Source organism: Isoptericola maris, assembly GCF_048065335.1.
In the GTDB taxonomy this organism is placed as follows: domain Bacteria; phylum Actinomycetota; class Actinomycetes; order Actinomycetales; family Cellulomonadaceae; genus Isoptericola; species Isoptericola rhizosphaerae.
In genome coordinates, this window is record NZ_JBLUNY010000010.1 from 1 (window position 1) to 21,982 (window position 21,982).

At 72.9% G+C, this 21,982-nt stretch carries 20 protein-coding genes, 1 rRNA gene and 1 riboswitch; of the genes, 14 read left to right on the top strand and 7 right to left on the bottom strand.

The genetic code is table 11. The features are described from left to right. The first annotated feature begins 110 nt into the window (after positions 1-110). The 4 genes from rrf to ACH5HR_RS13905 all read left to right on the top strand — a co-directional run bounded on the left by rrf (position 111) and on the right by ACH5HR_RS13905 (position 2,747). Positions 111-229 (top strand): 5S ribosomal RNA (rrf, locus tag ACH5HR_RS13890). A gap of 170 nt (positions 230-399) precedes the next feature. Beyond that, positions 400-858, top strand: a complete 459-nt coding sequence (locus tag ACH5HR_RS13895) for an RrF2 family transcriptional regulator (protein ID WP_416478369.1) — start codon at positions 400-402, stop codon at positions 856-858. Between the two features lie 128 nt (positions 859-986). Then, positions 987-1,919, top strand: a complete 933-nt coding sequence (locus ACH5HR_RS13900) for a sulfite exporter TauE/SafE family protein (protein WP_416478371.1) — start codon at positions 987-989, stop codon at positions 1,917-1,919. Between the two features lie 99 nt (positions 1,920-2,018). Then, positions 2,019-2,747 carry a PAS domain-containing protein gene (locus tag ACH5HR_RS13905; RefSeq protein ID WP_402377128.1) on the top strand — a complete coding sequence of 243 codons (729 nt, stop codon included), beginning with the start codon at positions 2,019-2,021 and terminating at the stop codon, positions 2,745-2,747. A 23-nt stretch (positions 2,748-2,770) separates the two neighbouring features. Here ACH5HR_RS13905 and ACH5HR_RS13910 read toward each other — a convergent pair whose 3' ends face one another. Beyond that, positions 2,771-3,064, bottom strand: a complete 294-nt coding sequence (locus tag ACH5HR_RS13910; protein WP_402377125.1) for a DUF4235 domain-containing protein — start codon at positions 3,062-3,064, stop codon at positions 2,771-2,773. Between the two features lie 98 nt (positions 3,065-3,162). After that, positions 3,163-3,267, top strand: a riboswitch (TPP riboswitch). Positions 3,268-3,322: 55 nt separating this feature from the next. On the opposite strand from ACH5HR_RS13910, the gene ACH5HR_RS13915 reads away from it, so the two are divergent. The 3 genes from ACH5HR_RS13915 to ACH5HR_RS13925 all read left to right on the top strand — a co-directional run bounded on the left by ACH5HR_RS13915 (position 3,323) and on the right by ACH5HR_RS13925 (position 7,319). Then, positions 3,323-4,405 carry a thiamine ABC transporter substrate-binding protein gene (locus tag ACH5HR_RS13915; protein ID WP_416478373.1) on the top strand — a complete coding sequence of 361 codons (1,083 nt, stop codon included), beginning with the start codon at positions 3,323-3,325 and terminating at the stop codon, positions 4,403-4,405. A gap of 182 nt (positions 4,406-4,587) precedes the next feature. After that, a complete protein-coding gene (locus tag ACH5HR_RS13920; RefSeq protein ID WP_416478520.1) occupies positions 4,588-6,285 on the top strand; it encodes an ABC transporter permease in 1,698 nt (565 codons plus the stop codon). Further along, positions 6,285-7,319 carry an ABC transporter ATP-binding protein gene (locus ACH5HR_RS13925; protein ID WP_416478375.1) on the top strand — a complete coding sequence of 345 codons (1,035 nt, stop codon included), beginning with the start codon at positions 6,285-6,287 and terminating at the stop codon, positions 7,317-7,319. The genes ACH5HR_RS13920 and ACH5HR_RS13925 overlap by 1 nt, the downstream gene beginning before the upstream one ends. A gap of 25 nt (positions 7,320-7,344) precedes the next feature. Here ACH5HR_RS13925 and ACH5HR_RS13930 read toward each other — a convergent pair whose 3' ends face one another. Together ACH5HR_RS13930 and ACH5HR_RS13935 are read right to left on the bottom strand one after the other, a co-directional pair. Then, on the bottom strand, positions 7,345-8,007 hold the full coding sequence (locus ACH5HR_RS13930) for a response regulator (protein ID WP_416478377.1): 663 nt from the start codon (positions 8,005-8,007) through the stop codon (positions 7,345-7,347). Continuing rightward, complete coding sequence (locus ACH5HR_RS13935) at positions 8,004-9,128, bottom strand: sensor histidine kinase (RefSeq protein ID WP_416478379.1); 1,125 nt, start codon at positions 9,126-9,128, stop codon at positions 8,004-8,006. The genes ACH5HR_RS13930 and ACH5HR_RS13935 overlap by 4 nt, the downstream gene beginning before the upstream one ends. Positions 9,129-9,330: 202 nt before the next feature. On the opposite strand from ACH5HR_RS13935, the gene ACH5HR_RS13940 reads away from it, so the two are divergent. Beyond that, positions 9,331-9,798 carry a DUF6069 family protein gene (locus ACH5HR_RS13940; RefSeq protein ID WP_416478380.1) on the top strand — a complete coding sequence of 156 codons (468 nt, stop codon included), beginning with the start codon at positions 9,331-9,333 and terminating at the stop codon, positions 9,796-9,798. Between the two features lie 119 nt (positions 9,799-9,917). Here ACH5HR_RS13940 and ACH5HR_RS13945 read toward each other — a convergent pair whose 3' ends face one another. Next, positions 9,918-11,063 (bottom strand): PrsW family intramembrane metalloprotease, encoded by a 1,146-nt coding sequence (locus ACH5HR_RS13945; protein WP_416478382.1) that lies wholly within the window; start codon positions 11,061-11,063, stop codon positions 9,918-9,920. 51 nt (positions 11,064-11,114) lie between these two features. Beyond that, on the bottom strand, positions 11,115-12,824 hold the full coding sequence (pgi, locus tag ACH5HR_RS13950; RefSeq protein ID WP_416478384.1) for a glucose-6-phosphate isomerase: 1,710 nt from the start codon (positions 12,822-12,824) through the stop codon (positions 11,115-11,117). Positions 12,825-12,935: 111 nt separating this feature from the next. On the opposite strand from pgi, the gene ACH5HR_RS13955 reads away from it, so the two are divergent. Next, a complete protein-coding gene (locus ACH5HR_RS13955; RefSeq protein ID WP_416478385.1) occupies positions 12,936-14,150 on the top strand; it encodes an aminoglycoside phosphotransferase family protein in 1,215 nt (404 codons plus the stop codon). Positions 14,151-14,166: 16 nt separating this feature from the next. On the opposite strand, the gene ACH5HR_RS13960 is transcribed toward ACH5HR_RS13955, so the two are convergent. Next, entirely contained in the window at positions 14,167-15,165 is a 999-nt protein-coding gene (locus tag ACH5HR_RS13960; RefSeq protein ID WP_416478387.1) for a LacI family DNA-binding transcriptional regulator, read from the bottom strand. Between the two features lie 262 nt (positions 15,166-15,427). Here ACH5HR_RS13960 and ACH5HR_RS13965 point away from each other — a divergent pair, with 262 nt between their 5' ends. Genes ACH5HR_RS13965 through hslR form a run of 5 tightly spaced genes read left to right on the top strand, consistent with a single transcriptional unit; the run spans position 15,428 to position 21,529 of the window. Beyond that, positions 15,428-16,753, top strand: a complete 1,326-nt coding sequence (locus ACH5HR_RS13965) for an extracellular solute-binding protein (protein WP_402377094.1) — start codon at positions 15,428-15,430, stop codon at positions 16,751-16,753. 5 nt (positions 16,754-16,758) lie between these two features. Further along, positions 16,759-17,769, top strand: a complete 1,011-nt coding sequence (locus tag ACH5HR_RS13970) for a carbohydrate ABC transporter permease (protein ID WP_416478521.1) — start codon at positions 16,759-16,761, stop codon at positions 17,767-17,769. Then, the gene (locus ACH5HR_RS13975) at positions 17,769-18,653 is read left to right on the top strand and encodes a carbohydrate ABC transporter permease (RefSeq protein WP_402377089.1); all 885 of its coding nucleotides are present in this window, start codon (positions 17,769-17,771) and stop codon (positions 18,651-18,653) included. Before ACH5HR_RS13970 ends, ACH5HR_RS13975 begins: the two co-directional genes overlap by 1 nt. Positions 18,654-18,673: 20 nt before the next feature. Continuing rightward, positions 18,674-21,127, top strand: coding sequence for a beta-xylosidase/alpha-l-arabinosidase (locus ACH5HR_RS13980; RefSeq protein ID WP_416478523.1), 2,454 nt, complete (start codon positions 18,674-18,676; stop codon positions 21,125-21,127). Positions 21,128-21,169: 42 nt separating this feature from the next. Further along, positions 21,170-21,529, top strand: coding sequence for an Hsp15 family ribosome-associated heat shock protein (gene hslR, locus ACH5HR_RS13985; RefSeq protein ID WP_402377083.1), 360 nt, complete (start codon positions 21,170-21,172; stop codon positions 21,527-21,529). 49 nt (positions 21,530-21,578) lie between these two features. Here hslR and ACH5HR_RS13990 read toward each other — a convergent pair whose 3' ends face one another. Next, on the bottom strand, positions 21,579-21,839 hold the full coding sequence (locus ACH5HR_RS13990; protein WP_402377081.1) for a hypothetical protein: 261 nt from the start codon (positions 21,837-21,839) through the stop codon (positions 21,579-21,581). Between the last annotated feature and the right edge of the window lie 143 nt (positions 21,840-21,982).

A 21,982-nucleotide genomic window follows, 5' to 3' on the forward strand; every position in this document is an offset into this window, starting at 1 on the left:
ACAACACACATGCATGCACGCGTCCACTGTGCGGTTCCCGAGAAACGGGCACCACCCCACCCAGCCCCACCAGGGCCAGGCACGGGGCCACCCACACAACTCGACAACGTTACGGCGGTCACAGCGAAGGGGAAACGCCCGGTCCCATACCGAACACCCGGAAGCTCAGCCCTTCAGCGCCGATGGTACTGCCCTGGAGACGGGGTGGGAGAGTAGGACGCCGCCGGACACCCTTCACAGCCAGGCCCCCCACACCACACGGTGCGGGGGGCCTCGCTGCATCCCCCCGACGGAACTTCCCACTGGATGGGACCTATCATGTTCGGGCAGGTCGTCGGTGTCCGTCGCTGATCGACCGGCAAGGAGACCGATGGCGGAGCAGGCTGAGAGGCGGCACGGGTGAGGATCTCGGCAAAGGCTGATTACGCAGTGCGCGCGTCCGTGGAGCTGGCGGCCGCGACCGACGAGCATCCCGTGTCAGCCGAGGTTCTGGCCTCCGCCCAGCAGGTGCCGCACCGGTTCCTCGAGGCGATCCTTCGTGACCTGCGCCGTGAGGGCATCGTGGCGAGCCGCCGCGGGGCCGGCGGCGGGTACGTCCTGGCCCGGCCCGCAGCCGAGGTCTCGGTGGCCGACGTCGTCCGGGCCGTGGACGGCCCCCTGGTGTACGTGCGCGACCAGCGCCCGTCCGACCTGGACTACTCGGGGTCTGCCGCATCGCTGCTGCACGTCTGGGTGGCGCTGCGCGCGAACGTTCGGGCGGTGCTGTCCCAGGTGACTCTCGCGGATCTCGCTACGGGGACGATCCCGGCGGAGATCCGTCTCCTGGTGGACGACGACGAGGCGTGGGAGAACCCCTGACGGAACGGCTCCGTCGGAGCCGCCCGGGTCACGCTCGGTGCGACGTTCCCGAGACACCCCTCGACATTAAACCGATGGGACCGATAGGGTATGTCGAGTAACTCGTCGTTCCCACGTCGGAGGCTCTCGTGCCCACTCTCGTACTGCTCGCTCTCGTCGGACTCGGGGCGCAGCTCGTCGACGGCAGCCTGGGCATGGCCTACGGGGTCACCTCCACGACCCTGCTGCTGATGATCGGCACGAACCCGGCCGCAGCCTCGGCCACGGTCCACCTGGCCGAGATCGGGACGACGCTCGCCTCCGGTGCATCGCACTGGCGCTTCGGCAACGTCGACTGGCGGGTCGTGGCGCGCATCGGCCTGCCCGGCGCGGTCGGCGCGTTCGCCGGCGCGACGTTCCTGTCCTGGCTCTCCACGGAGATCGCCGGCCCGCTCATGTCGGTGCTGCTGCTCGGCCTGGGGGTCTACGTCCTGTTCCGGTTCACCTTCCGCGGGCTGCGCACCGACCGGATCGGGCAGCCGCTGCGCCGCCGCTTCCTGACGCCGCTCGGCCTGGTGGCCGGGTTCATGGACGCCACCGGCGGGGGCGGCTGGGGGCCCGTCGGTACCCCCGCGATCCTCGCGAGCGGACGTCTCGAGCCCCGCAAGGTCGTCGGTTCGATCGACACCAGCGAGTTCTTCGTCGCGGTGGCGGCCAGCCTCGGCTTCCTCGTCGGCCTCGGGACGGCCGGGATCGACGGCTCCTGGGCGATCGCGCTGCTGATCGGCGGGCTGATCGGCGCACCGATCGCTGCCTGGATCGTCCGGTGGGTGCCGCCGCGCGTCCTGGGCTCCGCGGTCGGTGGGGTCATCGTGCTGACGAACACGCGCACGCTGCTCCGCACCGACCTGGTGTCGGTGGGCAGTGCCGCGACGACGGTGATTCTCGCCGTCGTGGCTGCCGTCTGGGTTGGTGCGGTCGTCTACTCGGTCCGGGCGCACCGCAGCGAGCGTGCTGCCGCAGCCGCCGAGTCGTCCGGGGCAGGGGACGAGGAAGCGTCCGACGCGGCCCCCGTCGGATGACGGAACGCCTCCTCAGGTGGCAGTTCTGGGCCTCGGGAGTACGGTGGGCGGCACACGAGTCCTGACCGGGTGCTGAGCCCGGAACCCGGGGGAGATGTCATGAGCGGTTCGTCGTCGCACCGCACCGTCGGGGGTGCCGGCCTGGCCGGCGCGGCCGAAGTTCTCGCAGCGGGTGTACAGCTCGTCGTGGGCCGGTACCGGGTCGAGCTCGACTCCGGCCGCACCTGGTGGTCCGACGAGGTGTACCGGATGCACGGGCGTGAGCCGGGCGAGATCGAGCCGAGCATGGACGCGCTGAGGTCTCGCACGCACCCCGACGATCGCAGCCGGGTCTCCCGGACCGCCGTGGTGGCGATGCGGTCGGGACGGCCGTTCAGCAGCGCCCACCGGATCGTCGACCCGCACGGGAAGGCGCGGACGGTCGTGGTGACGGGGCAGGCGCACCTCACCGACGACGGCGAGATCACGCACGTCGCAGGCTATGTGCTGGACGTCAGCCCGGTGACCCGTGAGGCGCTGGACCGCGAGTCCCAGCGCGCCGTGGGACGGGCCATGGTGTCGGCCTCTGCTGTCGAGCAGGCCAAGGGTGCGTTCATGGTGGTGCACGGCATCGCGGAGGCCGAGGCCGGCGACAAGCTCGGCGAGGCGGCTGCACGGGCCCAGATCCCGTTGCAGGCTGCGGCCGCTCAGATCGTCGAGGCGATGGCCGGCGCCGACGGCGACCCGGCGGTGCGGCTCGAGGCGGCCCTGGCCGCCGTCCACACCGTGGAGCGGCCTCGTGGGCACGAGGCGCAGCTGGCCCGACGGCGGCAGCGCACCCGCGGCTGAGCGCGCCTGCGCCGGTCCGGGCCTCAGACCACGGAGACCTGCTTGGCCCGCCGGTCCACGGCCTTGGTGACGCCCTGCCGGGCGAGCCGCCGGGCGAGGACGGCGACGCCGCCGGTGACGGCCGCGAACGTGATCGCCTGCACGATCGGGATGTCGTCCGCGTCCAGGTCGATCGGGGCGTCGTTCCCCGTGGCCTTCTCCCAGATCACCTTGATGAGCTTCTGCGCGACCCACCCGGCCGCGAACGTCGCCGCGACCGTCCCGATCTTGAGGCCCAGCGAGGGCTCGGACTGCGGGGAGAGCTCAAGGTGATCCACGGATCCTCCAGTACCAGACGGCGGCATCGGGCGAGGCTCGCGAGGGGTCCGCCCGACGGACGTCACCACCGTAGCGTGCGCACGGTGTGTAGGCTCGGAGGGAACGACAGGGGAGCGCCACCGAGCGCTGAGAGTGCGGATCTCCGCAGACCCTCGAACCTGACCCGGTTAGCACCGGTGGAGGAAGTCGGGCTTCTCGATCCCGTCGTCCGTGGACATGGACGACGGCCCCCCTTCAGATCCGTCTGAGGAGGACGAATGATCATCCGTACCCGCCGCACCCTGGCGACGGTCGCCGCTGTCGGCCTGCTGCCCGCACTGGCCGCCTGCTCGGGCAGCGAGGCCCCGGGGGAGTCCGGTGGGTCGTCGACCGACGGCGAGCTCTCGGGCACCGTCACGCTGGTCACCCACGACTCCTTCGCCCTGAGCGACGGGCTGCTGGAGTCCTTCGAGTCGAAGACGGGGCTGCAGGTCGAGCACGTGGCCGCCGGCGACGCGGGCACGCTGGTCAACCAGCTCGTCCTGACGCAGGACAGCCCGCTCGGGGACGTGGTGTACGGCGTGGACAACACGTTCGCGTCACGCGCCGTGGAGGCGGGGGTGTTCGAGCCCTACACGCCGACGGACCTCGACCCGTCGGTGACCGCGCAGGCGGAGCCGGGCCTGGTGGCCCTGACCCCGATCGACCGTGGCGACGTCTGCCTCAACGTCGACACGGCCTGGTTCGAGGACGCGGGCATCCAGCCGCCGGCCACCTTCGAGGACCTCACCGAGGAGGAGTACGCCGACCTGACCGTCGTCACCAACCCGGCGACGTCGTCGCCCGGCTTCGCGTTCCTGCTGGCCACCGTCAGCGCGTTCGGCGAGGACGGATGGCAGGACTACTGGGCCGAGCTCGCGGACAACGGTCTGCGCGTCACGGACGGCTGGTCGGACGCGTACTACGTCGACTTCTCGGGCGGGGGCGAGGGCGGCGAGCGACCGATCGTGCTGTCGTACGCGACGTCGCCGGCGGCCACGGTCACCGAGGACGGCAGCGCCTCGACCACCGCGGCGTTGCTGGACACCTGCTTCCGCCAGGTCGAGTATGCGGGCGTCCTCGCGGGGTCCGACAACCCGGACGGCGCCCGGGCGCTGGTCGACTTCCTGACGTCGGGGCCGGTGCAGGCGGACGTCCCGGGCAGCATGTACATGTATCCCGCGGACGAGTCCGTGGAGCTGCCCACCGAGTGGGAGCAGTTCGCGCCGCTCGCCGAGGAGCCGCACGAGGTCGCCGCGGAGGAGATCGCGGCGCACCGTGACGAGTGGATCGAGCAGTGGACGGCCACGGTCATCGGGTGAGCCGGAGGCGACGCGAGGGTGAGGGGCGCAGCGGAGCAAGACACTCGCCCGGAGCGGAGCCGCAGGGTCACCCGACGCAAACCCGGGTGAGCCGGAGGCGACGCGAGGGTGAGGGGCGCAGCGGAGCAAGACACTCGCCCGGAGCGGAGCCGCAGGGTCACCCGACGCAACTCCGGGTGAGCCTGCGGCTCCGACCCCGGCAGGCGTGGCTGGGCTGGGGGGCCGCGGTCGGTGTCCCTCTGGTGTTCCTCGCCGTCTTCTTCGCCTGGCCGGTGGTCGCGCTGGTCGTCCAGGGCTTCTTCGCGGACGACGGCGCGGGCGGGCGCACGCTCGACCTCTCCGGCTTCGCGGAGGTCCTGGGTCAGCCGCGCACGTGGCGGGTGGTGGGGCAGACGCTCGCGCAGGCGTCCGTGGGGACGGTGCTGAGCGTGCTGCTCGGCATCCCGGGCGCCTACCTGCTGTACCGGTGCCGGTTCCCCGGTCGGACGTTGCTGCGTGGGCTGGTGACGGTCCCGTTCGTGCTGCCGACCGTCGTCGTCGGTGTCGCGTTCCGGCACCTGTTCACGCCGTCGGGGCCGCTGGGGTGGCTCGGGTGGGAGGAGAGCTTCGCGGGCGTGGTGGTCGCGCTCGTGTTCTTCAACTACTCGGTGGTGGTCCGCACGGTGGGCGGGCTGTGGGAACGGCTGGATCCCCGTGCCGAGCAGGCTGCGCGGGCTCTCGGTGCGACGCCGTGGCGCGCCTTCCGCACGGTGACGCTGCCGGCGCTGGGTCCGGCGATCGCCTCGGCGGCGTCGGTCGTCTTCCTGTTCTGCTCGACGGCGTTCGGCGTCGTCCTCGTGCTCGGCGGCATGCGGTACGGCACGATCGAGACGGAGATCTGGATCCGCACCACGCAGTTCCTGGACCTGCGTGCCGCGGCCGTGCTCAGCGTGCTGCAGCTCGTGGTGGTCGTGGCCGCGCTGCTGGTCAGCGGCCGCCTGCGTGCCCGCCGCGAGCGGGCCTTGCAGCTCACGGGCGAGCGGTCGGGCGCCCATCCGCTGGACCTGCGCTCCGTCCGGGACGTGCTGCCCGCGGTGGCGACCGCCGTCGTCGTCTGCGGGCTGGTCGCGTTCCCGCTCGCGGGTCTCGTCCTGCGGTCGTTCCGGGGGCCCGACGGCGCCTGGTCGCTCGCGAACTATGTCGCGCTGGGGACGACGGGCGGGCGCAACGCGCTGACCGTGACCGTGTGGGAGGCGACGGCGAACTCGTTGCGGATCGCGGCCCTCGCCACGCTGATCGCCGTGGTGGTCGGCGGGCTGGTGGTGCTGGTCGTCTCGCGCCGGCCGCGTTCGCGCGGCCTGCGGCGCGCCGTCGGGGGGCTCGACGCGGTGTTCATGCTCCCGCTGGGGGTGTCGGCGGTGACGGTCGGGTTCGGGTTCCTCCTGACGCTCGACCGGCCGCTGGGTCTGGACGTCGACCTGCGCACGTCGGGGCTGCTGGTGCCGATCGCGCAGGCGGTCGTCGCCATCCCGCTCGTGGTCCGCACGATGCTGCCGGTGCTGCGGGCGATCGACCCGCGGTTGCGGGAGACGGCGGCGGTGCTCGGCGCGCCGCCGGGCCGGGTGCTGGCCAGCGTGGACCTCGCCCTGGCGGCGCGGTCGCTGGGGCTCGCCGTGGGGTTCGCCTTCGCGGTGTCGCTCGGGGAGTTCGGCGCGACGTCGTTCCTGGCCCGGCCGGACGCCGCGACGCTGCCGGTGGTGATCTACCGGCTCGTCGGGCAGCCCGGCGCGGAGAACTACGGGATGGCGCTCGCGGCGTCGGTGGTGCTGGCGCTGCTTACCGCGACGGTCATGATGGTGGCGGAACGGATGCGTGGCGACGGCGGCGGAGGGGAGTTCTGATGACGGTCTCGCAGGAGCGCGGTGCCGGCCTGGCCGTGCGCGACGTCGTCGTCCGCTACGGGCAGCGGCGCGGGCACGCGGGCACGACGGCGGTCGACGGCGTCTCGCTCGACGTCGCGGCCGGCGAGGTGCTGGCGCTGCTGGGGCCCAGCGGCTGCGGCAAGTCCTCGCTCCTGCGGGCGGTGGCCGGCCTCGAGCCGGTGGCGGCGGGTTCCGTGGCGTTCGACGGTGCCGACCTGGCGGGCGTGCCCGTGCACCGTCGGGGGTTCGGGCTGCTGTTCCAGGAGGGCCAGCTGTTCCCGCACCGCGACGTCGCGGGGAACGTGGCCTACGGGCTGGCCGACCGGCCGCGGGCGGAGCGGGCCGAGCGGGTGTCCGAGCTCCTGGCCCTGGTGGGGCTCACGGGGTTCGGCGGGCGACCGGTGGCCGAGCTGTCGGGCGGGGAGAAGCAGCGGGTGGCGCTGGCGCGCGCCCTGGCCCCCCGGCCGCGGCTGTTGCTCCTCGACGAGCCGCTCTCGGCCCTCGACCGGGGCCTGCGCGAGCGGCTGGCCGTCGAGATCCGGGCTGTCCTGCACGCGACGGGCACGACAGCGGTGTTCGTCACCCACGACCACGACGAGGCGTTCACGGTGGCGGACCGGGTGGCGGTGATGTCGGCGGGCCGGCTCGCTCAGGTCGCGGCGCCGGAGGCATTGTGGCGGGCACCCGCCACGCGCGAGGTCGCGGAGTTCCTCGGGTACCAGACGTTCCTGCCGCACGCCGACGGTCTCCTCGCGGTCGGTCCGGCGGGCCTGCGGGTGGTCGACGGCGGCTCGGGTGGCGCTTCCGGTGGCGCGTCGGTGGGCGGTGAGGTGCGGCACGGCGTCGTCGTCGCGACCACGTTCCGGCGCGGTCGCACCGAGGTCACCGTGGACGCGGACCTGGGTGCGGGCGAGGAGCGGCTGGTCGCCCTCACGGACGGCAGCGTGCCGGCGGCCGACGACAAGGTGGGCTTGGTGCTGGACCCGCGGGGCTGCGCCGTCGTGCCCGGCTGAGGATGACGACGGGGCGCCGCGGCGCTCAGCCCTGCGCGTCGTGCACGAGCAGCGCCACCTGGGTGCGGTTCTCCAGGCCGAGCTTGTCCAGGAGCTGGGAGACGTGCGCCTTGACCGTGGGCACGCTGAGGTGGAGGCGGGTCGCGATCTCGGCGTTGGAGGCGCCCCGGCCGAGCTCCGCGGCGACGTCGCGCTCGCGGGCCGTCAGTGCCCCCAGGGCCGCGTGCGCCCGTTCCCGGGCACCGCCGGTACCGGCGACGGTCTCCATGAGCCGCCGTGCGACGTCGGGCGCCAGCACCGGCTCGCCCGCCGCGGCCGACCTGACCGCGGCCGCGATCCGGGCGGGCGGCATGTCCTTGAGGAGGTAGCCGGCGGCGCCGGCGTGCAGGGCGCCGCCGACCTCCTCGGCCGTGTCGAAGGTGGTCAGGACGACGACGGCGGGCGGTGACGGCCGCGCCCGGACGGTGCGCGTCGCGTCGATCCCCCCGACGCCGGGCATGCGCAGGTCCATGAGGACGACGTCCGCCGGGTGGGCGTCGAGCACACCGGGGACCTCACCGCCGTCCGCCGCCTCGGCGACCACCCGGATGCCGTCGGCGCCGTCGAGCATGAGGCGCAGACCGGCGCGCACGAGCGCGTCGTCGTCCACGAGCACGACGCGCACGCTGCGCTGCGGGGAATCGGTCATCGGTCCCACGGTAGCCAGGCCGCGAGCGTGAAACCTCCGCCGGCACGCGGGCCCGCGTCGAACCGGCCGCCGAGGAGCGTCACCCGCTCGTGCAGCCCGACGATCCCTGTGCCGCTGCCCGGTCCGTCGCCCGGTGCGCCCGGCCGTCCGCCGTCGTCGGCCACGCGCACCGTGGCCTCACCGGGTCCGATCTCGAGCTCGACCCGGACGGCCGCGCCCGCGGCGTGCCGGCGCGCGTTGGTGAGACCTTCCTGGACCACGCGGAAGAGCGTGGTCCGCACGGCCGGTGGCACCTCGGCGGAACCGGCTGCCGGCGCGTCGTAGGAGACGGCGCTCCCGGCCTCCCGCGCCTCCTCGACGAGGCCCGCGACGTCGTCGAGGTCCGGTGCGTGGTCGAGGCCGTCCGCGCGCAGCAGGCGGATCACCTGGCGGAGGTCCTCGAGCGCGTCGCTGACGCCGGAACGCACGCGGCCGGCCGCCGCGGCGAGCGCTGCCGGGTCGGCGTCGGGCCGGTACTCCAGCGCCCCGGCGGTCGCCGCGAGCAGGGAGAGCCGGTGGGCCAGGGTGTCGTGCATCTCGCGCGCGATCCGGGTGCGCTCGGCCGTGCGAGCCTCGGCCACCCGCTGCTCCTGCTCGGCCTCGGCACGCCGGGCGCGGTCGCGCAGCGACCACAGCACGAGCGCCCGCTCCTGCCAGAACGCCCCCCAGCCGAGCAGCGCGGCGTGCACCGCGACGTCGCACAGCAGCCACCAGACGAGCGGGAGGGGGACGGGGTGCCACAGCGCCTGGACGGCGTGCCCCAGCGTCCCGGCGACGGCGACGAGCAGGGCGGTGCGGATCGGGCGGCTCCGGGCCACCTGCAGCGTCGCGGCCGTGGCGGCAGGCGTCGCGGCGGGGGAGAGCGCGGCCAGTGCCGCGAGCCCGAGTGCCGCGGCGACCGTGTGCCGAGTGAACAGCAGGGCCGTCAGCCCGAGCGCCGCCAGCGCGACGGAGACGTCGAGGAGCAGCCCGGTGCGGACGTCGAGGTTCGAGGTCACGACCACCACGGCGGTCAGCGCGGCGATCGCCAGCCAGGCGCCGATGAGCAGGCGTCGCGGGAGGGTCGCGGGAGGGACGTGCATGGCAGGAACGCTACGGCTGCCCGCCGGGTCCCGACACCGACGAAGGTCGGGGGCGTCCCCGGCTCCGGTCGGGGTGCCCGACGACGGAGGTCCCGGCAGCGACCTCCCTCCGGCCGAGGCGCAGGTCGCCCCGGGGCTCGCACGCTGGGTACCGACAGCATCCGAGGACGGACCGGCAGCGCCGGCGGGAGGAGACGGGACGATGACCCATCAGACGACGGGACGGATGATTCCGGACGGGAACGGGACCGGGCGGCGCGGCGGGGTGCTCCGCCGTCGGACCCCGGCGTGGGGCGTACCGCCGCTGGCCGCGGCGGTCGCTGCGGTGGTGTGGACGGTGGCGACCGTGAGCGGCGCGGAGCTGGTCGCGAGGACCGGTGGCGGCCTGCGCGAGGTGGGGCTGGTCGACGTCGTCGTGGCCGGGCTCACGGCCGGGCTGCTCGGCTGGGGCGTGCGTGCGCTGCTGCGGCGGCTGCCCGGCGGCGGTGACCGGGTGTGGCTCGTGCTGTGCGGCGTGGTGCTGCTCGGCTCCTTGGCCGGCCCGCTGGGCGCGGCGACACGGGAGGCCGTGGGGTTCCTGGTCGCCGAGCACGTGGCCGTCGGCGCGACGATCGCGCTCGGCCTCCGGCGGAGCGCCTCGGGAGGCGGGGTCGACCACACCGCGGGCTAGCGCCTGGCCCATCCATGATGCGGTGCACGCTGCTGAACGGCTGACTCGCCCTGACCGTCACCGCGTTCTCGGCGAAGCGACAGGCAGGACGAAAGCCTCCTCCTGACCAGCGCGGACGGTCAGCCTCGCCAGGCAGGACGCGGCAGGGCGGGCAGCGCGAACACCGCACGGGCATGGTGCATGAGGAGCAGGAGGGGGTCGCGGCGCGCGACGAACGCGTCGTCGGGCACCAGACCGAGGGCGCGTCGGCGGTGCAGCATGGCGAGCTCCGTCGCGGCCTGCTGGTAGTCCGCCAACGCGCGAGCGGGCCCGCGCCCGAGGGCGGCCCGGACCTGTTCGCGGGCCCGGCGTCTGCGGTGCAGCGAGGACAGCATCCACAGGTCGGACGGCGTGACGACGCCGGTCTCGCGGTACTGCGGCAGGTGGGTGCGGATCAGGGCGACGATGCGCTGCCGGTCGCGGTGCAGCACGACCGCCAGGGCGACGAGCACCCCGAGCCCGGCGAGGTAGGCCGCACCGAGGCCCGGCAGCCCGAACGCCGACGACGCGTTCCACGCCGAGTGCAGCGCGACCGCACCTGCCAGCCCGGTGAGCACCGGGATTGTCCTGCTCCGGCCGGGACGGCGCAGGGCCGCCGCCGCGACGCCGATGCCCATGAGCGACGTGCACAACGGGTGCAGGAGCGGGGAGACGAGTCCGCGCACGGTGAACGTCAGCGCCAGGGTGCCCGGTGGGGCGAAGGCGTAGTAGCTGATGTTCTCCACCACGGCGAAGCCGAGCGCCACCATCGATCCGTAGATGATGCCGTCCGTCGGACCGTTGAGCTCGCTGCGGCGGAACCACAGCAGCCCCACCAGCACCGCGCCCTTGAGGACCTCCTCGACCACGGGGGCGGTGACCGCCGCCATGGCGTACCTCCCGAGCTCGTTGCCGAGCATCGGTGCCCACACCAGGTCCAGCCCGGCGGTGTTGAGGAGCATCGCCAGGAGCACCGCGACCCCCGCACCCCACCCGAAGGCGGCGATCAGGGCATCGGGCGGCTCCGGCTCCAGCCGGTCGAGCGCCAGGATGCCCGCGAGCAGCAGCGGCAGCGGGACGAGCGCGAGCACGACGGCCGCCGGGACGCCCGTGGCGCCGTCGTGCAGCATGACCGTCAGAGCGATGACCAGGCACAACGACGACACGGCGATCGTGACGACCGTGCCGACCGACGGGCGGGCCGTCGGCCGGTCGGCCAGGATCGCCCGCGGATCGAGTGGAGGCATGGCCCAAACCCTACTGAGGCCGCGCTCCCGCCCGTCGTGGCGTCCGTGCTCTCAAGCCCGCCGCTCCCGGTAGTACCGGATCAGCGCGGCGGTCGAGGAGTCCTGCTCGGCCAGCGTGGCGTCGTCGCCGGAGACGGCGGGCGCGATCTCCAGGGCGAGCTTCTTGCCGAGCTCCACGCCCCACTGGTCGAACGAGTCGATGCCCCACACGACACCCTCGACGAACGTGATGTGCTCGTACAGCGCCACGAGCTGGCCGAGCGCGGACGGCGTGAGGGCGGGCGCCATGATCGACGTCGTCGGCCGGTTGCCGGAGAACACGCGGGCCGGGACGATCGCCTCGTCGGTGCCCTCGGCGCGGACCTCCTCGGCCGTCTTGCCGAACGCCAGCGCCTTGGTCTGCGCGAAGAAGTTGGCGAGGAACAGCTCGTGCACGTCGGCGCCGGGCTGCACGGCCTTCCCGTCGCCCTCGCTGTCGGTCAGCGGGTAGGCCGGCGTCGCGAACGCGATGAAGTCCGCCGGGATGGTGCGGGTGCCCTGGTGGATGAGCTGGTAGAACGCGTGCTGGCCGTTGGTGCCGGGCTCCCCCCAGAAGACCTCGCCGGTCTGGGTGGTCACGGGCGAGCCGTCCCAGCGCACCGACTTGCCGTTGGACTCCATGGTGAGCTGCTGCAGGTAGGCCGGGAACCGGTGGAGCTGCTGGGCGTACGGCAGGACGGCGTGGGTGTGGGCGTCGAGGAAGTTCGTGTACCAGACGTTGAGCAGCCCCATCAGGGCGGGGACGTTCCGCTCGAGGGGCGTGGTGCGGAAGTGCTCGTCCATCGTGCGGAAGCCGGCGAGCAGCTCGCGGAACCGGTCCGGCCCGAACGCGATCGCCAGGGACAGGCCGATCGCGGAGTCCACCGAGTAACGGCCGCCCACCCAGTCCCAGAACCCGAAGGCGTTGTCCGGGTCGATGCCGAACGCGGCGACCTTGTCGAGCGCCGTGGACACGGCCACGAAGTGCTGTCCGACGGCGGCCTGTCGCGCCTCGTCGGTGTCCTCGATCGCGCCGGACGCGACGAGGGCCTCCCAGAGCCAGGCCCGTGCGAGGCGGGCGTTGGTCAGGGTCTCGAGCGTGCCGAAGGTCTTGGAGGCGACGATGAACAGCGTCGTCTCGGGGTCGAGACCGGCGGTCTTCTGCGCGACGTCGGTCGGGTCGATGTTCGAGACGAACCGGGCCTCCAGGCCGTCGCGCAGGTACGGGCGCAGGGCCTCGTAGACCATGACGGGACCGAGGTCGGATCCGCCGATGCCGATGTTGACGATCGTCTCGACGGGCTTGCCGGTCACCCCGGTCCACTTCCCGGAGCGCACCTGGTCCGCGAAGGCGCTGAGCCGGTCGAGCTCGCGGGCGACGTCCGCGTCGACGTCCTGCCCGTCGACGACGAGCGGCGGCTGGGTCCCCGGCGCCCGGCGCAGCGCGGTGTGCAGCACGGCGCGGTCCTCGGTGACGTTGATGTGCTCGCCGGTGAACATCGCCTCGATGCGTGCGGGGAGGTCGACCTCCCCGGCGAGGCGGACGAGCAGCTGGTAGGTCTCGTCGGTCGCGAGGTTCTTGGACAGGTCGACGAACAGGTCGCCGGCGGTGTGGCTGTGGCGCTCGGCGCGGCCGGGATCGGCGGCGAACCAGCCGCGCAGGTCCCCCCGGAACTCGTGGTGGTGCTGCAGCAGCTCGTCCCAGGCGGACGTGGTCGTGGCGTCGACAGGAGAGGTCGTCATGGCGCCTACGGTAGTGATCGCGGGCAGCGTGCGCGCGCCCGTCCGCGACCTGCTGCCACCGCGTTGGGCGGATCCCGCGCGCTCCGGGCCGATCGTGGTGAGGATGGGGTGATGAGAACCAGCAACCTCGAGCTCCTCACCGGCGACGACGCCACGGAGCTGCTCGCGACGGCCGTGTCCACCGCGGGTGGCGAGCTCGTGGACTGGTCGGTCCGCCAGGTCGACCACCGTCCGGGCCGCTCCACGACCGTCGCCTACCGGGCGCGCGTGCGCTGGGTGATCGGCGGCACGGAGCCGCAGGTGCGCACCGAGACGCTCGGGGCGTCGCTGGGGCGGCCGGGCGACCAGCACGTCCCGGGTGTGCTGACGCTGGACGACGGCGAGCACGCGGTCGCGGTGTGGCGGTTCCCGGGCGACCCCGGCCTGCCGGCGCTGGCCACGGCCTACGACGTCGAGGCGGTCAGCACGCTCCTGGGGGACCTGGGTGTGCCGGAGGTCGCGCGCGGGCCGGTGACGCTGCGGGTGCGCGCCTACCGCCCGACGCGCCGGGCCGTCATCGAGGCCAGCACGCCGGGTGCCCGGGTCTTCCTCAAGGTCGTCCGGCCGGAGAAGGGCGACGAGCTCTACGCGCGGCACGCACTGCTCGCGGGCGCCGGCCTCCCGGTGCCGAAGCCGTTGGGCCGCAACACCGACGGGCTGCTCGTCATCGCCCCGCTGCCGGGGGAGTCGATGCGCCACGCGGTGCGCGACGGCGGTCCGGTGCCGGTGGCGGGTGACGTCGTCGACCTCCTGGAACAGCTGCCCGACGGCGTCACGGACCTGCCGTACCGGGCCTCGTGGAGCGAGAACGCGGCCCACTATGCGTCGGTGATCGGGGCGGCGATGCCGTCCGAGGCTGATCGCGCGGCGCAGCTCGCCGCCGTCGTCGCGGGCCGGATCGCCGGTCAGCCGGCGACGGAGCCGACCCACGGCGACCTGTACGAGTCGCAGATCATGCTCGGGCAGGACGGGCGCATCACGGGGCTGCTCGACGTCGACTCGGCGGGGCCGGGCCGGCGGGCGGACGACCTCGCGTGCCTCGTCGCGCACGTCGAGACGCTCTCCCTGCTGCGCGGCTGGGACGCCGACGGGTTGCACCGCCTGGCCCTGGAGTACGCGAAGGGGTTCGGGGACGTCGTCGACGCGGACGAGCTCTCCGCCCGCACCGCGGGTGTCCTGCTGTCCCTGGCGACGGGGCCGCACCGCGTCCAGGAGGCGGACTGGCCGCGGCAGACCTCGCGGCGGCTCGACGCGGTGGAGCGCTGGCTCGGCGGACGTCCGGCCTGAGGCCGGGGCGGACGGGTCAGGCGCCGACCGGGCCGGTGCTGCCGCGGGCGACGAGCGACGTCGGCAGGCGCAGGTGCTGCTCGCGCGGTGCGCCCTCGAGCAGGTCGAGCACCATGCGCAGCGCCTCGGTGCCCATCTCGTGCAGCGGCTGCGACACGGTGGTCAGCGCGGGCGTGGTGGTCAGGGACTCGGGAACGTTGTCGAAGCCCACCACCGACAGGTCTTCGGGGACGCGCAGGCCGAGGTCGTGCGCCACCTCGATGACGTGGATGGCGGACTGGTCGTTCGCGGCGAAGACGGCGGTGGGGCGTTCGCCGCGGGACGGCGCCAGCAGCTCGCGCGCCGGGGTGTCCGCGGTGTTGGGGCGGTAGCCGCCCACCCGGATCAGCGACTGGTCGACGGTGAGCCCGGCGGCCTCGAGCGCCTGGCGGTAGCCGAGCTCGCGGAGGCGTGCCGACTCGAGGTCGGGGCGGCCGCCGAGGTGGGCGATGCGGCGGTGGCCGAGGGCGAGCAGGTGCTCGACGGCCTCGCGCGCGCCGGTGGTGTTGTCCGAGTCCACGGTGTGCGTGCCCTCGGGGCCGGTGTGCGGGTCGATGGCGACCACCGGGATGCCGTTGGCCTCGGACAGCACCATGGTGGGGGTGACGACGATGGCGGCGTCGATGAGGGTCCCGGCGAGCCGGGAGAGCGAGCGGCGCTCCCACCCCGTGATGGCGCCGCCGTCGGTGCCGCCGGAGTACGCGAGGAGCTCGTAGCCGGTGCCGTCGACGGCGGAGGAGATGCCCTTGAGCAGCTCGGTGGAGTAGGGCTCGAACTCGGCCACCAGGACGCCGACGACGTTGGTCGACTGCCGGCGCAGGCTGCGGGCGACCAGCGAGGACTCGTAGCCGAGCTCGGCGACGACGCCGAGGACCCGCTCCGCCGTCGACGGCGCAACTCCGTAGCGGTGGTTGACGACCTTCGAGACCGTGGCGACGGAGACGCCCGCGACCCGCGCGACGTCGGAGATCGTCACGCGACCCACGATGGGTCCGGACTGGGTTCCCGCGGGTTGCGGGTCGGCGGCGGTGCTCACAGGACGAGAGTATCCGGGAACCAGGGCGTGCGGCGCACCCCGTCCGGCCGTGTCGAAACCGTTATCGAAAACGATTGACGGATTTGCGGGTCGCCTGCCAAGGTAGGAATCGGACGGGCAGCCGCGACACCGAGTGCACGTGGCCCGCCCGTAGCCGCAGTACCAGAAGTACCACTGTCGACGACGACCAAGGGGTTCCACGATGACGAGGAAGATGCGAGGCGCGACCGCCGTCGCGCTCGGGGCGACCATCGCCCTCCTGGCAGGCGCCTGTGCCGGTCAGGGAACGGCTGACCAGGAGTCGCCCGACTCCGAGAACACCGCCGAGGGTGGCGAGGCCACCGTCGAGTGGTGGCACAACTCGAACACCGGCGAGGGCAAGGAGTACTACGACCAGGTCGCCGCGGACTTCGAGGAGGCCAACCCTGGCGTCACGGTCCAGATCGAGGCCATGCAGCACGAGGACATGCTGACCAAGCTCCAGGCTGCCATGCAGGCCGGTTCGGGCATCCCGGACGTCTTCATGAGCCGTGGTGGCGGCGAGCTGCAGAACGACGTCGACGCCGGGCTGCTCCGCGACCTCACCGAGGACGCCGCGGAGAGCGTCGAGAAGATCTCCGCGTTCACCGGTCAGTACACCGTGGACGACAGCGTCTACGCGCTGCCGTTCTCGATGGGCATCGTGGGCTTCTGGTACAACAAGGACCTCTTCGAGGAAGCCGGCATCAGCGACGTGTCGGACAGCCCGACGATCGACGAGTTCTACGGCTACGTCGACCAGCTGAAGGCGGCCGGGATCGACCCGGCCTCGGTCGGCGCCGGGGACAAGTGGCCCGCCGCGCACTACTGGTACTACGGCGTCGTCCGCGAGTGCACCTTCGACACCGTCGAGGCCGCCATCGAGTCCGGTGACTACTCCGACGAGTGCTTCATCAAGGCCGGTGAGAACGTCCAGGACATCCTCGACAAGGAGCCGTTCAACCCCGGCTTCCTGGCCACGGGCGCGCAGGAGGGCCCGACGTCGGCCTCCGGCCTGCTGGCCAGCGAGCGCGTCGGCATGGAGCTCGCCGGTCACTGGGAGCCCGGTGTCGTCGGTGGTCTGCGCGAGGACGAGACCGTGCCGGACTGGCTCGGCTGGTTCGCCTACCCCACCTTCCCCGGCCAGGCCGGTGACCCGAGCGACCAGATGGGTGGCGGTGACGCCTGGGCGGTCTCCAACGACGCTCCGGACGTCGCGGTCGACTTCGCCGAGTACCTGGTCTCCGACGAGGTTCAGACGGGCTTCGCCGAGCTCGACATGGGTCTGCCGACCAACCCGGCGGCGACCGACTCGGTGGCCAACGAGACGCTGGCGCAGCTCATCCCCGTCCGTGACGGCGGCGGTGAGGCCCAGCTCTACCTGGACACCCGTCTGGGTCAGTCCATCGGTAACGCGATGAACGACGAGATCGCCCTGCTGTTCGCCGGTGAGGCCGGCCCGCAGGACGTCGTCGACGCCATCGAAGAAGCCGCGGCAGCGCAGGGATGACCGAGATGGCAGACGACGCGGCCGTCGCGACGGACGTCTCGCCTGCCACCTCCTCCGGTCCGGCGGCCCGGGCGCCCCGCACCGGGGGCCCGGCAGCCCGGCCCGCGGGGGGGGGGGGGCGGGCGAAGCGCTCAGAACGACGCAAGTACCTCGAGATCGCGTTCTTCGTAGCGCCGGCTCTCGCGATGCTCATCCTCTTCATCGTCTGGCCGGTCATCACGGCCGTCCAGATGTCGGCGTTCCGGTGGAACGGCCGAGGTCCCATGGTGGACTTCGTCGGGCTCTCGAACTACGTCTCGATCCTCAACAACGACGTGTTCATCGGTTCGCTGATGAACAACCTCCTCATCGTCGTGCTGTCGATCGCCATCCAGCTCCCGCTGGGACTCGCGATCGCACTCCTGCTGAACCGCAAGATGTGGGGCCAGGGCGCGCTCCGCACGATCATCTTCGTGCCGTACGTCCTCGCCGAGGTCGTGGCCGGTGTCATCTGGTTCCAGCTCGTCCAGCCGCAGTACGGCGTGATCGACACGCTCCTGAAGTCGGTCGGCCTCGAGCCGCCGGCCCAGGGCTGGCTCGGCGACATGGACCTGGCGTTGTGGACCGTCGTCGCGATCCTGACCTGGAAGTACCTCGGCCTGGCCGTGATCCTCTTCCTCGCGGGTCTGCAGGGCGTGCCCGAAGAGCTCTACGAGGCCGCCCAGCTCGACGGCGCCTCCTGGTGGCAGGTGCAGCGCCGGATCACCGTCCCGCTGCTCGGCCCCACGATCCGTACCTGGGGCTTCCTGTCCATGATCGGGTCGTTGCAGCTCTTCGACATGGTCTGGATCCTGACCAAGGGCGGTCCGGCGAACGCCACCAGCACGATGGCGATCTTCCTCGTCAACGAGGGCACCCGGAGCAACAACTTCGGGATCGCCGGTGCCGCCTCCGTGATCCTGTTCCTGATCGCGCTGGTCATGGCGGTGCTCTACCAGCGACTGATCCTGCGCCGAGACGCCAAGGGGGTGGCGTGATGACCACGTCGACTCAGACTCCAGCCGTGACCCAGCCGGCCAAGCGCCGCCGGGGCAGCGCGGGCAAGTTCCAGGGCGGCAACCCGGTCGTCTACGCGATCGCGTTCGTGGTCGTCTGCGTGACCCTCGGGCCCGTCGTCTACGGCGTGCTGGGCGGTTTCCGCAGCAACGGCCAGCTCACGCAGAACCCGGCAGCCCTGCCGGACCCGTGGATCTTCAGCAACTACGCGGGCGTCGTCACCAACCCGTCGTTCTGGCAGTACACGCTCAACTCGGTGATCGTCGCCGTGATCACCACCGCGATCGTCGTGATCTTCGGTGTCATGGCGGCGTACCCGCTGGCGCGGTACGCGTTCAAGGGGCGCGAGGCCCTGTTCATGCTGTTCGTCGCCGGGCTCCTCTTCCCAGCCACGGTCGCGGTGATCCCGCTGTTCATCCTGCTCACGCAGAACTTCGGGCTCGGCAACACCTGGTGGGGCGTGGCGCTGCCGCAGGCGGCGTTCGCGCTACCGATGACCGTGGTCATCCTGCGACCGTTCCTGCAGGCGCTGCCGCAGGAGCTGGAGGAGGCCGCGCAGCTCGACGGCACCAGCCGGATCGGGTTCTTCTGGCGGATCCTCATCCCGCTGTCCGGACCGGGCATGGTCACCGTCGGCGTCCTCGCGTTCGTCGGGTCGTGGAACGCCTACCTGCTGCCGTTGCTCCTGCTGCAGGGCGACATGAAGACCCTGCCGCTCGGTGTCGCCGACTTCTCCTCCGAGCACTCGTCCGACACCGCCGGTGTGTTCGCGTTCACCACGCTCGCCATGATCCCGGCGCTCGTGTTCTTCCTGGCGATGCAGAAGCGCATCGTCAACGGACTGCAGGGCGCGGTGAAGGGATGACCGCGCAGAGAGAGGACCGCATGCCGACCGAGACCGTGGTCGAGGGCCAGACCGGGCCGGCACCTGCCGCCCCGCAGGTCTCCGACAGGGTCGCCGCGCTGCACGCGGAGATGACCCTCGAGGAGAAGCTCGCCCAGATCGTCGGGTACTGGCTCGACCAGGGCGGGGAGGTCGTCGCGCCCATGCAGGGCGAGATGGCTGCAGGGCAGGCAGGGTCCGACCGGCTCGGCGAGGTCACCCGGCACGGGATCGGCCACTACACGCGGGTGTACGGCACCCGCCCGGTCGAGCCGGTGGAGCGTGCCCGCTGGCTGTGGGACGAGCAGCGCCGGCTCAAGGCCTCGACCAGGCTGGGCATCCCGGCGCTCGTGCACGAGGAGTGTCTCACCGGCCTCGCCGCGTGGCAGGCCGCCACGTTCCCGACGCCGCTCGCCTGGGGCGCGTCGTTCGACCCGGCGCTCGTCGAGGAGATGGGCGCCGTGATCGGCGACTCGATGCGCACGCTCGGTATCCACCAGGGCCTCGCACCCGTGCTCGACGTCGTGCAGGACCCGCGTTGGGGCCGTGTCGACGAGTGCATCGCCGAGGACCCGTATGTGGTCGGCACGGTCGGGACGTCGTACGTCCGGGGCCTCCAGGGCGCCGGGGTGCACGCCACCCTCAAGCACTTCGTCGGGTACTCCGGCTCGCGGGCAGGGCGCAACCACGCCCCGGTCTCTGCCGGTCCGCGCGAGGTCGCCGACACGTACCTGCCTCCGTTCGAGATGGCTGTGCGTGACGGCGGTGCGCGCTCCGTCATGGCGTCGTACAACGACCTCGACGGCGTGCCCAACCATGCCGCCCACGAGTACCTCACCGAGATCCTGCGGGACGAGTGGGGCTTCGACGGCGTCGTGGTGGCCGACTACTTCGGAGTGGCGTTCCTGCAGGTCATGCACGCCGTGGCGGCTGATCGTGGCGACGCCGCCGGGCAAGCGCTCGCCGCCGGTCTCGACATCGAGCTCCCGACCGGTGACGCCTACCTCGCCCCGCTCGCCGAGGCGGTGCGGGACGGCCGGGTCGACGAGGCGTTCGTGGACCGGGCCGTGCTGCGGGCGCTGGCGCAGAAGGAAGAGCTCGGGCTGCTCGACCTGGACGCCTTCACCGGTGAGCCGCCCAGCACCGTCGACCTGGACTCCCCGCGGCACCGCGCCGTGGCGCGGCGGCTCGCCGAGGAGTCCGTGGTCCTGCTGTCCAACGACGGCACGCTCCCGCTGAGCGGCTGGTCGGAGGCACCGCGCCGGGTGGCGGTCGTCGGGCCCAACGCCCACCGGGCCGACGCGCTCATGGGGTGCTACTCGTTCGCCAACCACGTGCTGGCGCACCACCCGGAGCACCCGCTGGGCTTCGAGATCCCCACCGTGTTCGAGGCGCTGGGCGGTGCTTTCGCCGACGCCGGCGTGCAGCAGCCCACGCTCGTGCACGCCCGCGGCTGCGAGGTCGACGGGACGGACACCTCCGGGTTCGGGGAGGCCGTCGCGGCGGTGCGCTCCGCGGACGTCGGGATCGTCGTCGTCGGCGACCAGGCCGGTCTGTTCGGCCGCGGCACCGTCGGCGAGGGGAACGACGTCGAGTCGCTCGACCTGCCGGGCGCGCAGCGTCAGCTCGTCGAGGCGCTCGTCGCCACGGGGACCCCGGTCGTCATGGTCGTCGTCTCCGGGCGTCCGTACGCGATCGACTGGGCGCTCGACGGCGACCAGCGGCCGGCCGCGGTGGTCCAGTCGTTCTTCCCCGGCGAGGAGGGTGGCACGGCGATCTCGGGCGTGGTCGCCGGCGGCGTCGTCCCGTCCGGGCGGCTGCCCGTGTCCCTGCCGCGATCGGCCGGGGCGCAGCCGTACACCTACCTGCACCCGATCCTCGGCGGTCCGAGCGACGTCACGTCGGCCGACTCGACGCCGGCGCGCCCCTTCGGGTTCGGGCTGTCCTACACGGAGTTCGGCTACTCGGAGCTGGAGGTCGACGCCTCGGCGCCGACGCACGGCTCGTTCACGGTGTCCGTGCGCGTGACGAACACGGGCGACGTGGCGGGTGCCGACGTCGTCCAGCTGTACGGGCGCGACGTCGTGGGCTCGCTGCCCCGACCGGTGGTCCAGCTGCTGGCCTACGAGCGGGTCGAGCTCGCTCCGCAGGAGTCGGTGGTCGTCGCGTTCGCCGTGCCGGCCGCGCGGTTCGCGTTCACCGACCGTAGCCACCGGCGCGTCGTCGAGCCGGGCGACGTCCAGGTGTGGGTCGGCTCGCACGCCACCGCGACGGACGGGGCAGGTCTCGACGACCTGGAGGAGGCCACCGGGGGCGCGATCACCAACGAGAAGGCGGTCGCACGCCGGGACATCCCCGGGACCGCGACACCCCGAGCGACGCTCACCCTGACGGGCGAGGTCCACGCGGTGACGGCGGTGGACCAGCGGATCGCGACCACCGCCGTCGCGAGGTAGGAGCGGGCTCGCCGGCCGGCGCGGTCGTGGGACAGTAGGCGGATGCGGGTCGACATCTGGCTGTGGGCGGTGCGGCTCTTCAAGAGCCGCTCCGTCTCCGCCTCCACGCTGCGCGCCGGCCGTGTCCGGGTCAACGGCACGGTCGCCAAACCGGCGACGTCCGTGACGGTCGGCGACCGCATCACGTGGCGCGATCCCTTGCGGGAGCGCATCGTCGTCGTGCGCGAGCTGGTCCCCAAGCGGGTCGGCGCGCCGATCGCCGCCAAGGCCTACGAGGACCAGAGCCCGCCGGTGCCGACGCGCGAGGAACGTGCCGCCGTCGGGCTCCGGGAACGGGGCGCCGGCCGGCCCACCAAGCGGGAGCGGCGCGAGATCGACAAGCTCCGCGGACGACGGCGGTAGCGGGCAGCGCTACGACCTCGGCGACGGCGGTACCACCTCGGCGGGTGGGTCAGACACCGAGCGTCCGCGCGGACCAGGACAGGCCGAGCGCCTGCAGCACCTCGTGCGGGTCCCGCTCGGCGACGTCCGTGTAGGCGCGCAGGGACATCACGGACGCGGTGAGCATCGTGGTCATCACCTGACGGGCCAGCCGGGGGTCCCGGCTCGCCTCGTCGAGGAGCTCCTGGACGATCCGTGATCGGATCCCGAGGTCCGGATCAGTGCACGCCGTCAACAACGCGATGGTGGTCGCGCCCGCCTCGTTCTCCATGGCATCCCCCGATGTCCAGACCGATGCCTCCGGTCTACCCCACGGGTGATGGTCGCGCGAGCGGGGAGCGCTCCCTGTCTACCTGTCGGGACGCCGACCGGACGCCTGCCGGTACCGCTACGATCAGGCCCGACGACCGACGG

Excerpts from the sequence above, each read along its gene's own strand:
- ACH5HR_RS13905 (WP_402377128.1), top strand. The coding sequence starts at position 2,019 with ATGAGCGGTTCGTCGTCGCACCGCACCGTCGGGGGTGCCGGCCTGGCC.
- ACH5HR_RS13915 (WP_416478373.1), top strand. The coding sequence starts at position 3,323 with ATGATCATCCGTACCCGCCGCACCCTGGCGACGGTCGCCGCTGTCGGC.
- ACH5HR_RS13925 (WP_416478375.1), top strand. The coding sequence starts at position 6,285 with ATGACGGTCTCGCAGGAGCGCGGTGCCGGCCTGGCCGTGCGCGACGTC.
- ACH5HR_RS13930 (WP_416478377.1), bottom strand. The coding sequence starts at position 8,007 with ATGACCGATTCCCCGCAGCGCAGCGTGCGCGTCGTGCTCGTGGACGAC.
- ACH5HR_RS13935 (WP_416478379.1), bottom strand. The coding sequence starts at position 9,128 with ATGCACGTCCCTCCCGCGACCCTCCCGCGACGCCTGCTCATCGGCGCC.
- ACH5HR_RS13940 (WP_416478380.1), top strand. The coding sequence starts at position 9,331 with ATGACCCATCAGACGACGGGACGGATGATTCCGGACGGGAACGGGACC.
- ACH5HR_RS13945 (WP_416478382.1), bottom strand. The coding sequence starts at position 11,063 with ATGCCTCCACTCGATCCGCGGGCGATCCTGGCCGACCGGCCGACGGCC.
- pgi (WP_416478384.1), bottom strand. The coding sequence starts at position 12,824 with ATGACGACCTCTCCTGTCGACGCCACGACCACGTCCGCCTGGGACGAG.
- ACH5HR_RS13955 (WP_416478385.1), top strand. The coding sequence starts at position 12,936 with ATGAGAACCAGCAACCTCGAGCTCCTCACCGGCGACGACGCCACGGAG.
- ACH5HR_RS13965 (WP_402377094.1), top strand. The coding sequence starts at position 15,428 with ATGACGAGGAAGATGCGAGGCGCGACCGCCGTCGCGCTCGGGGCGACC.
- ACH5HR_RS13970 (WP_416478521.1), top strand. The coding sequence starts at position 16,759 with ATGGCAGACGACGCGGCCGTCGCGACGGACGTCTCGCCTGCCACCTCC.
- ACH5HR_RS13975 (WP_402377089.1), top strand. The coding sequence starts at position 17,769 with ATGACCACGTCGACTCAGACTCCAGCCGTGACCCAGCCGGCCAAGCGC.
- ACH5HR_RS13980 (WP_416478523.1), top strand. The coding sequence starts at position 18,674 with ATGCCGACCGAGACCGTGGTCGAGGGCCAGACCGGGCCGGCACCTGCC.
- hslR (WP_402377083.1), top strand. The coding sequence starts at position 21,170 with ATGCGGGTCGACATCTGGCTGTGGGCGGTGCGGCTCTTCAAGAGCCGC.
- ACH5HR_RS13990 (WP_402377081.1), bottom strand. The coding sequence starts at position 21,839 with ATGGAGAACGAGGCGGGCGCGACCACCATCGCGTTGTTGACGGCGTGC.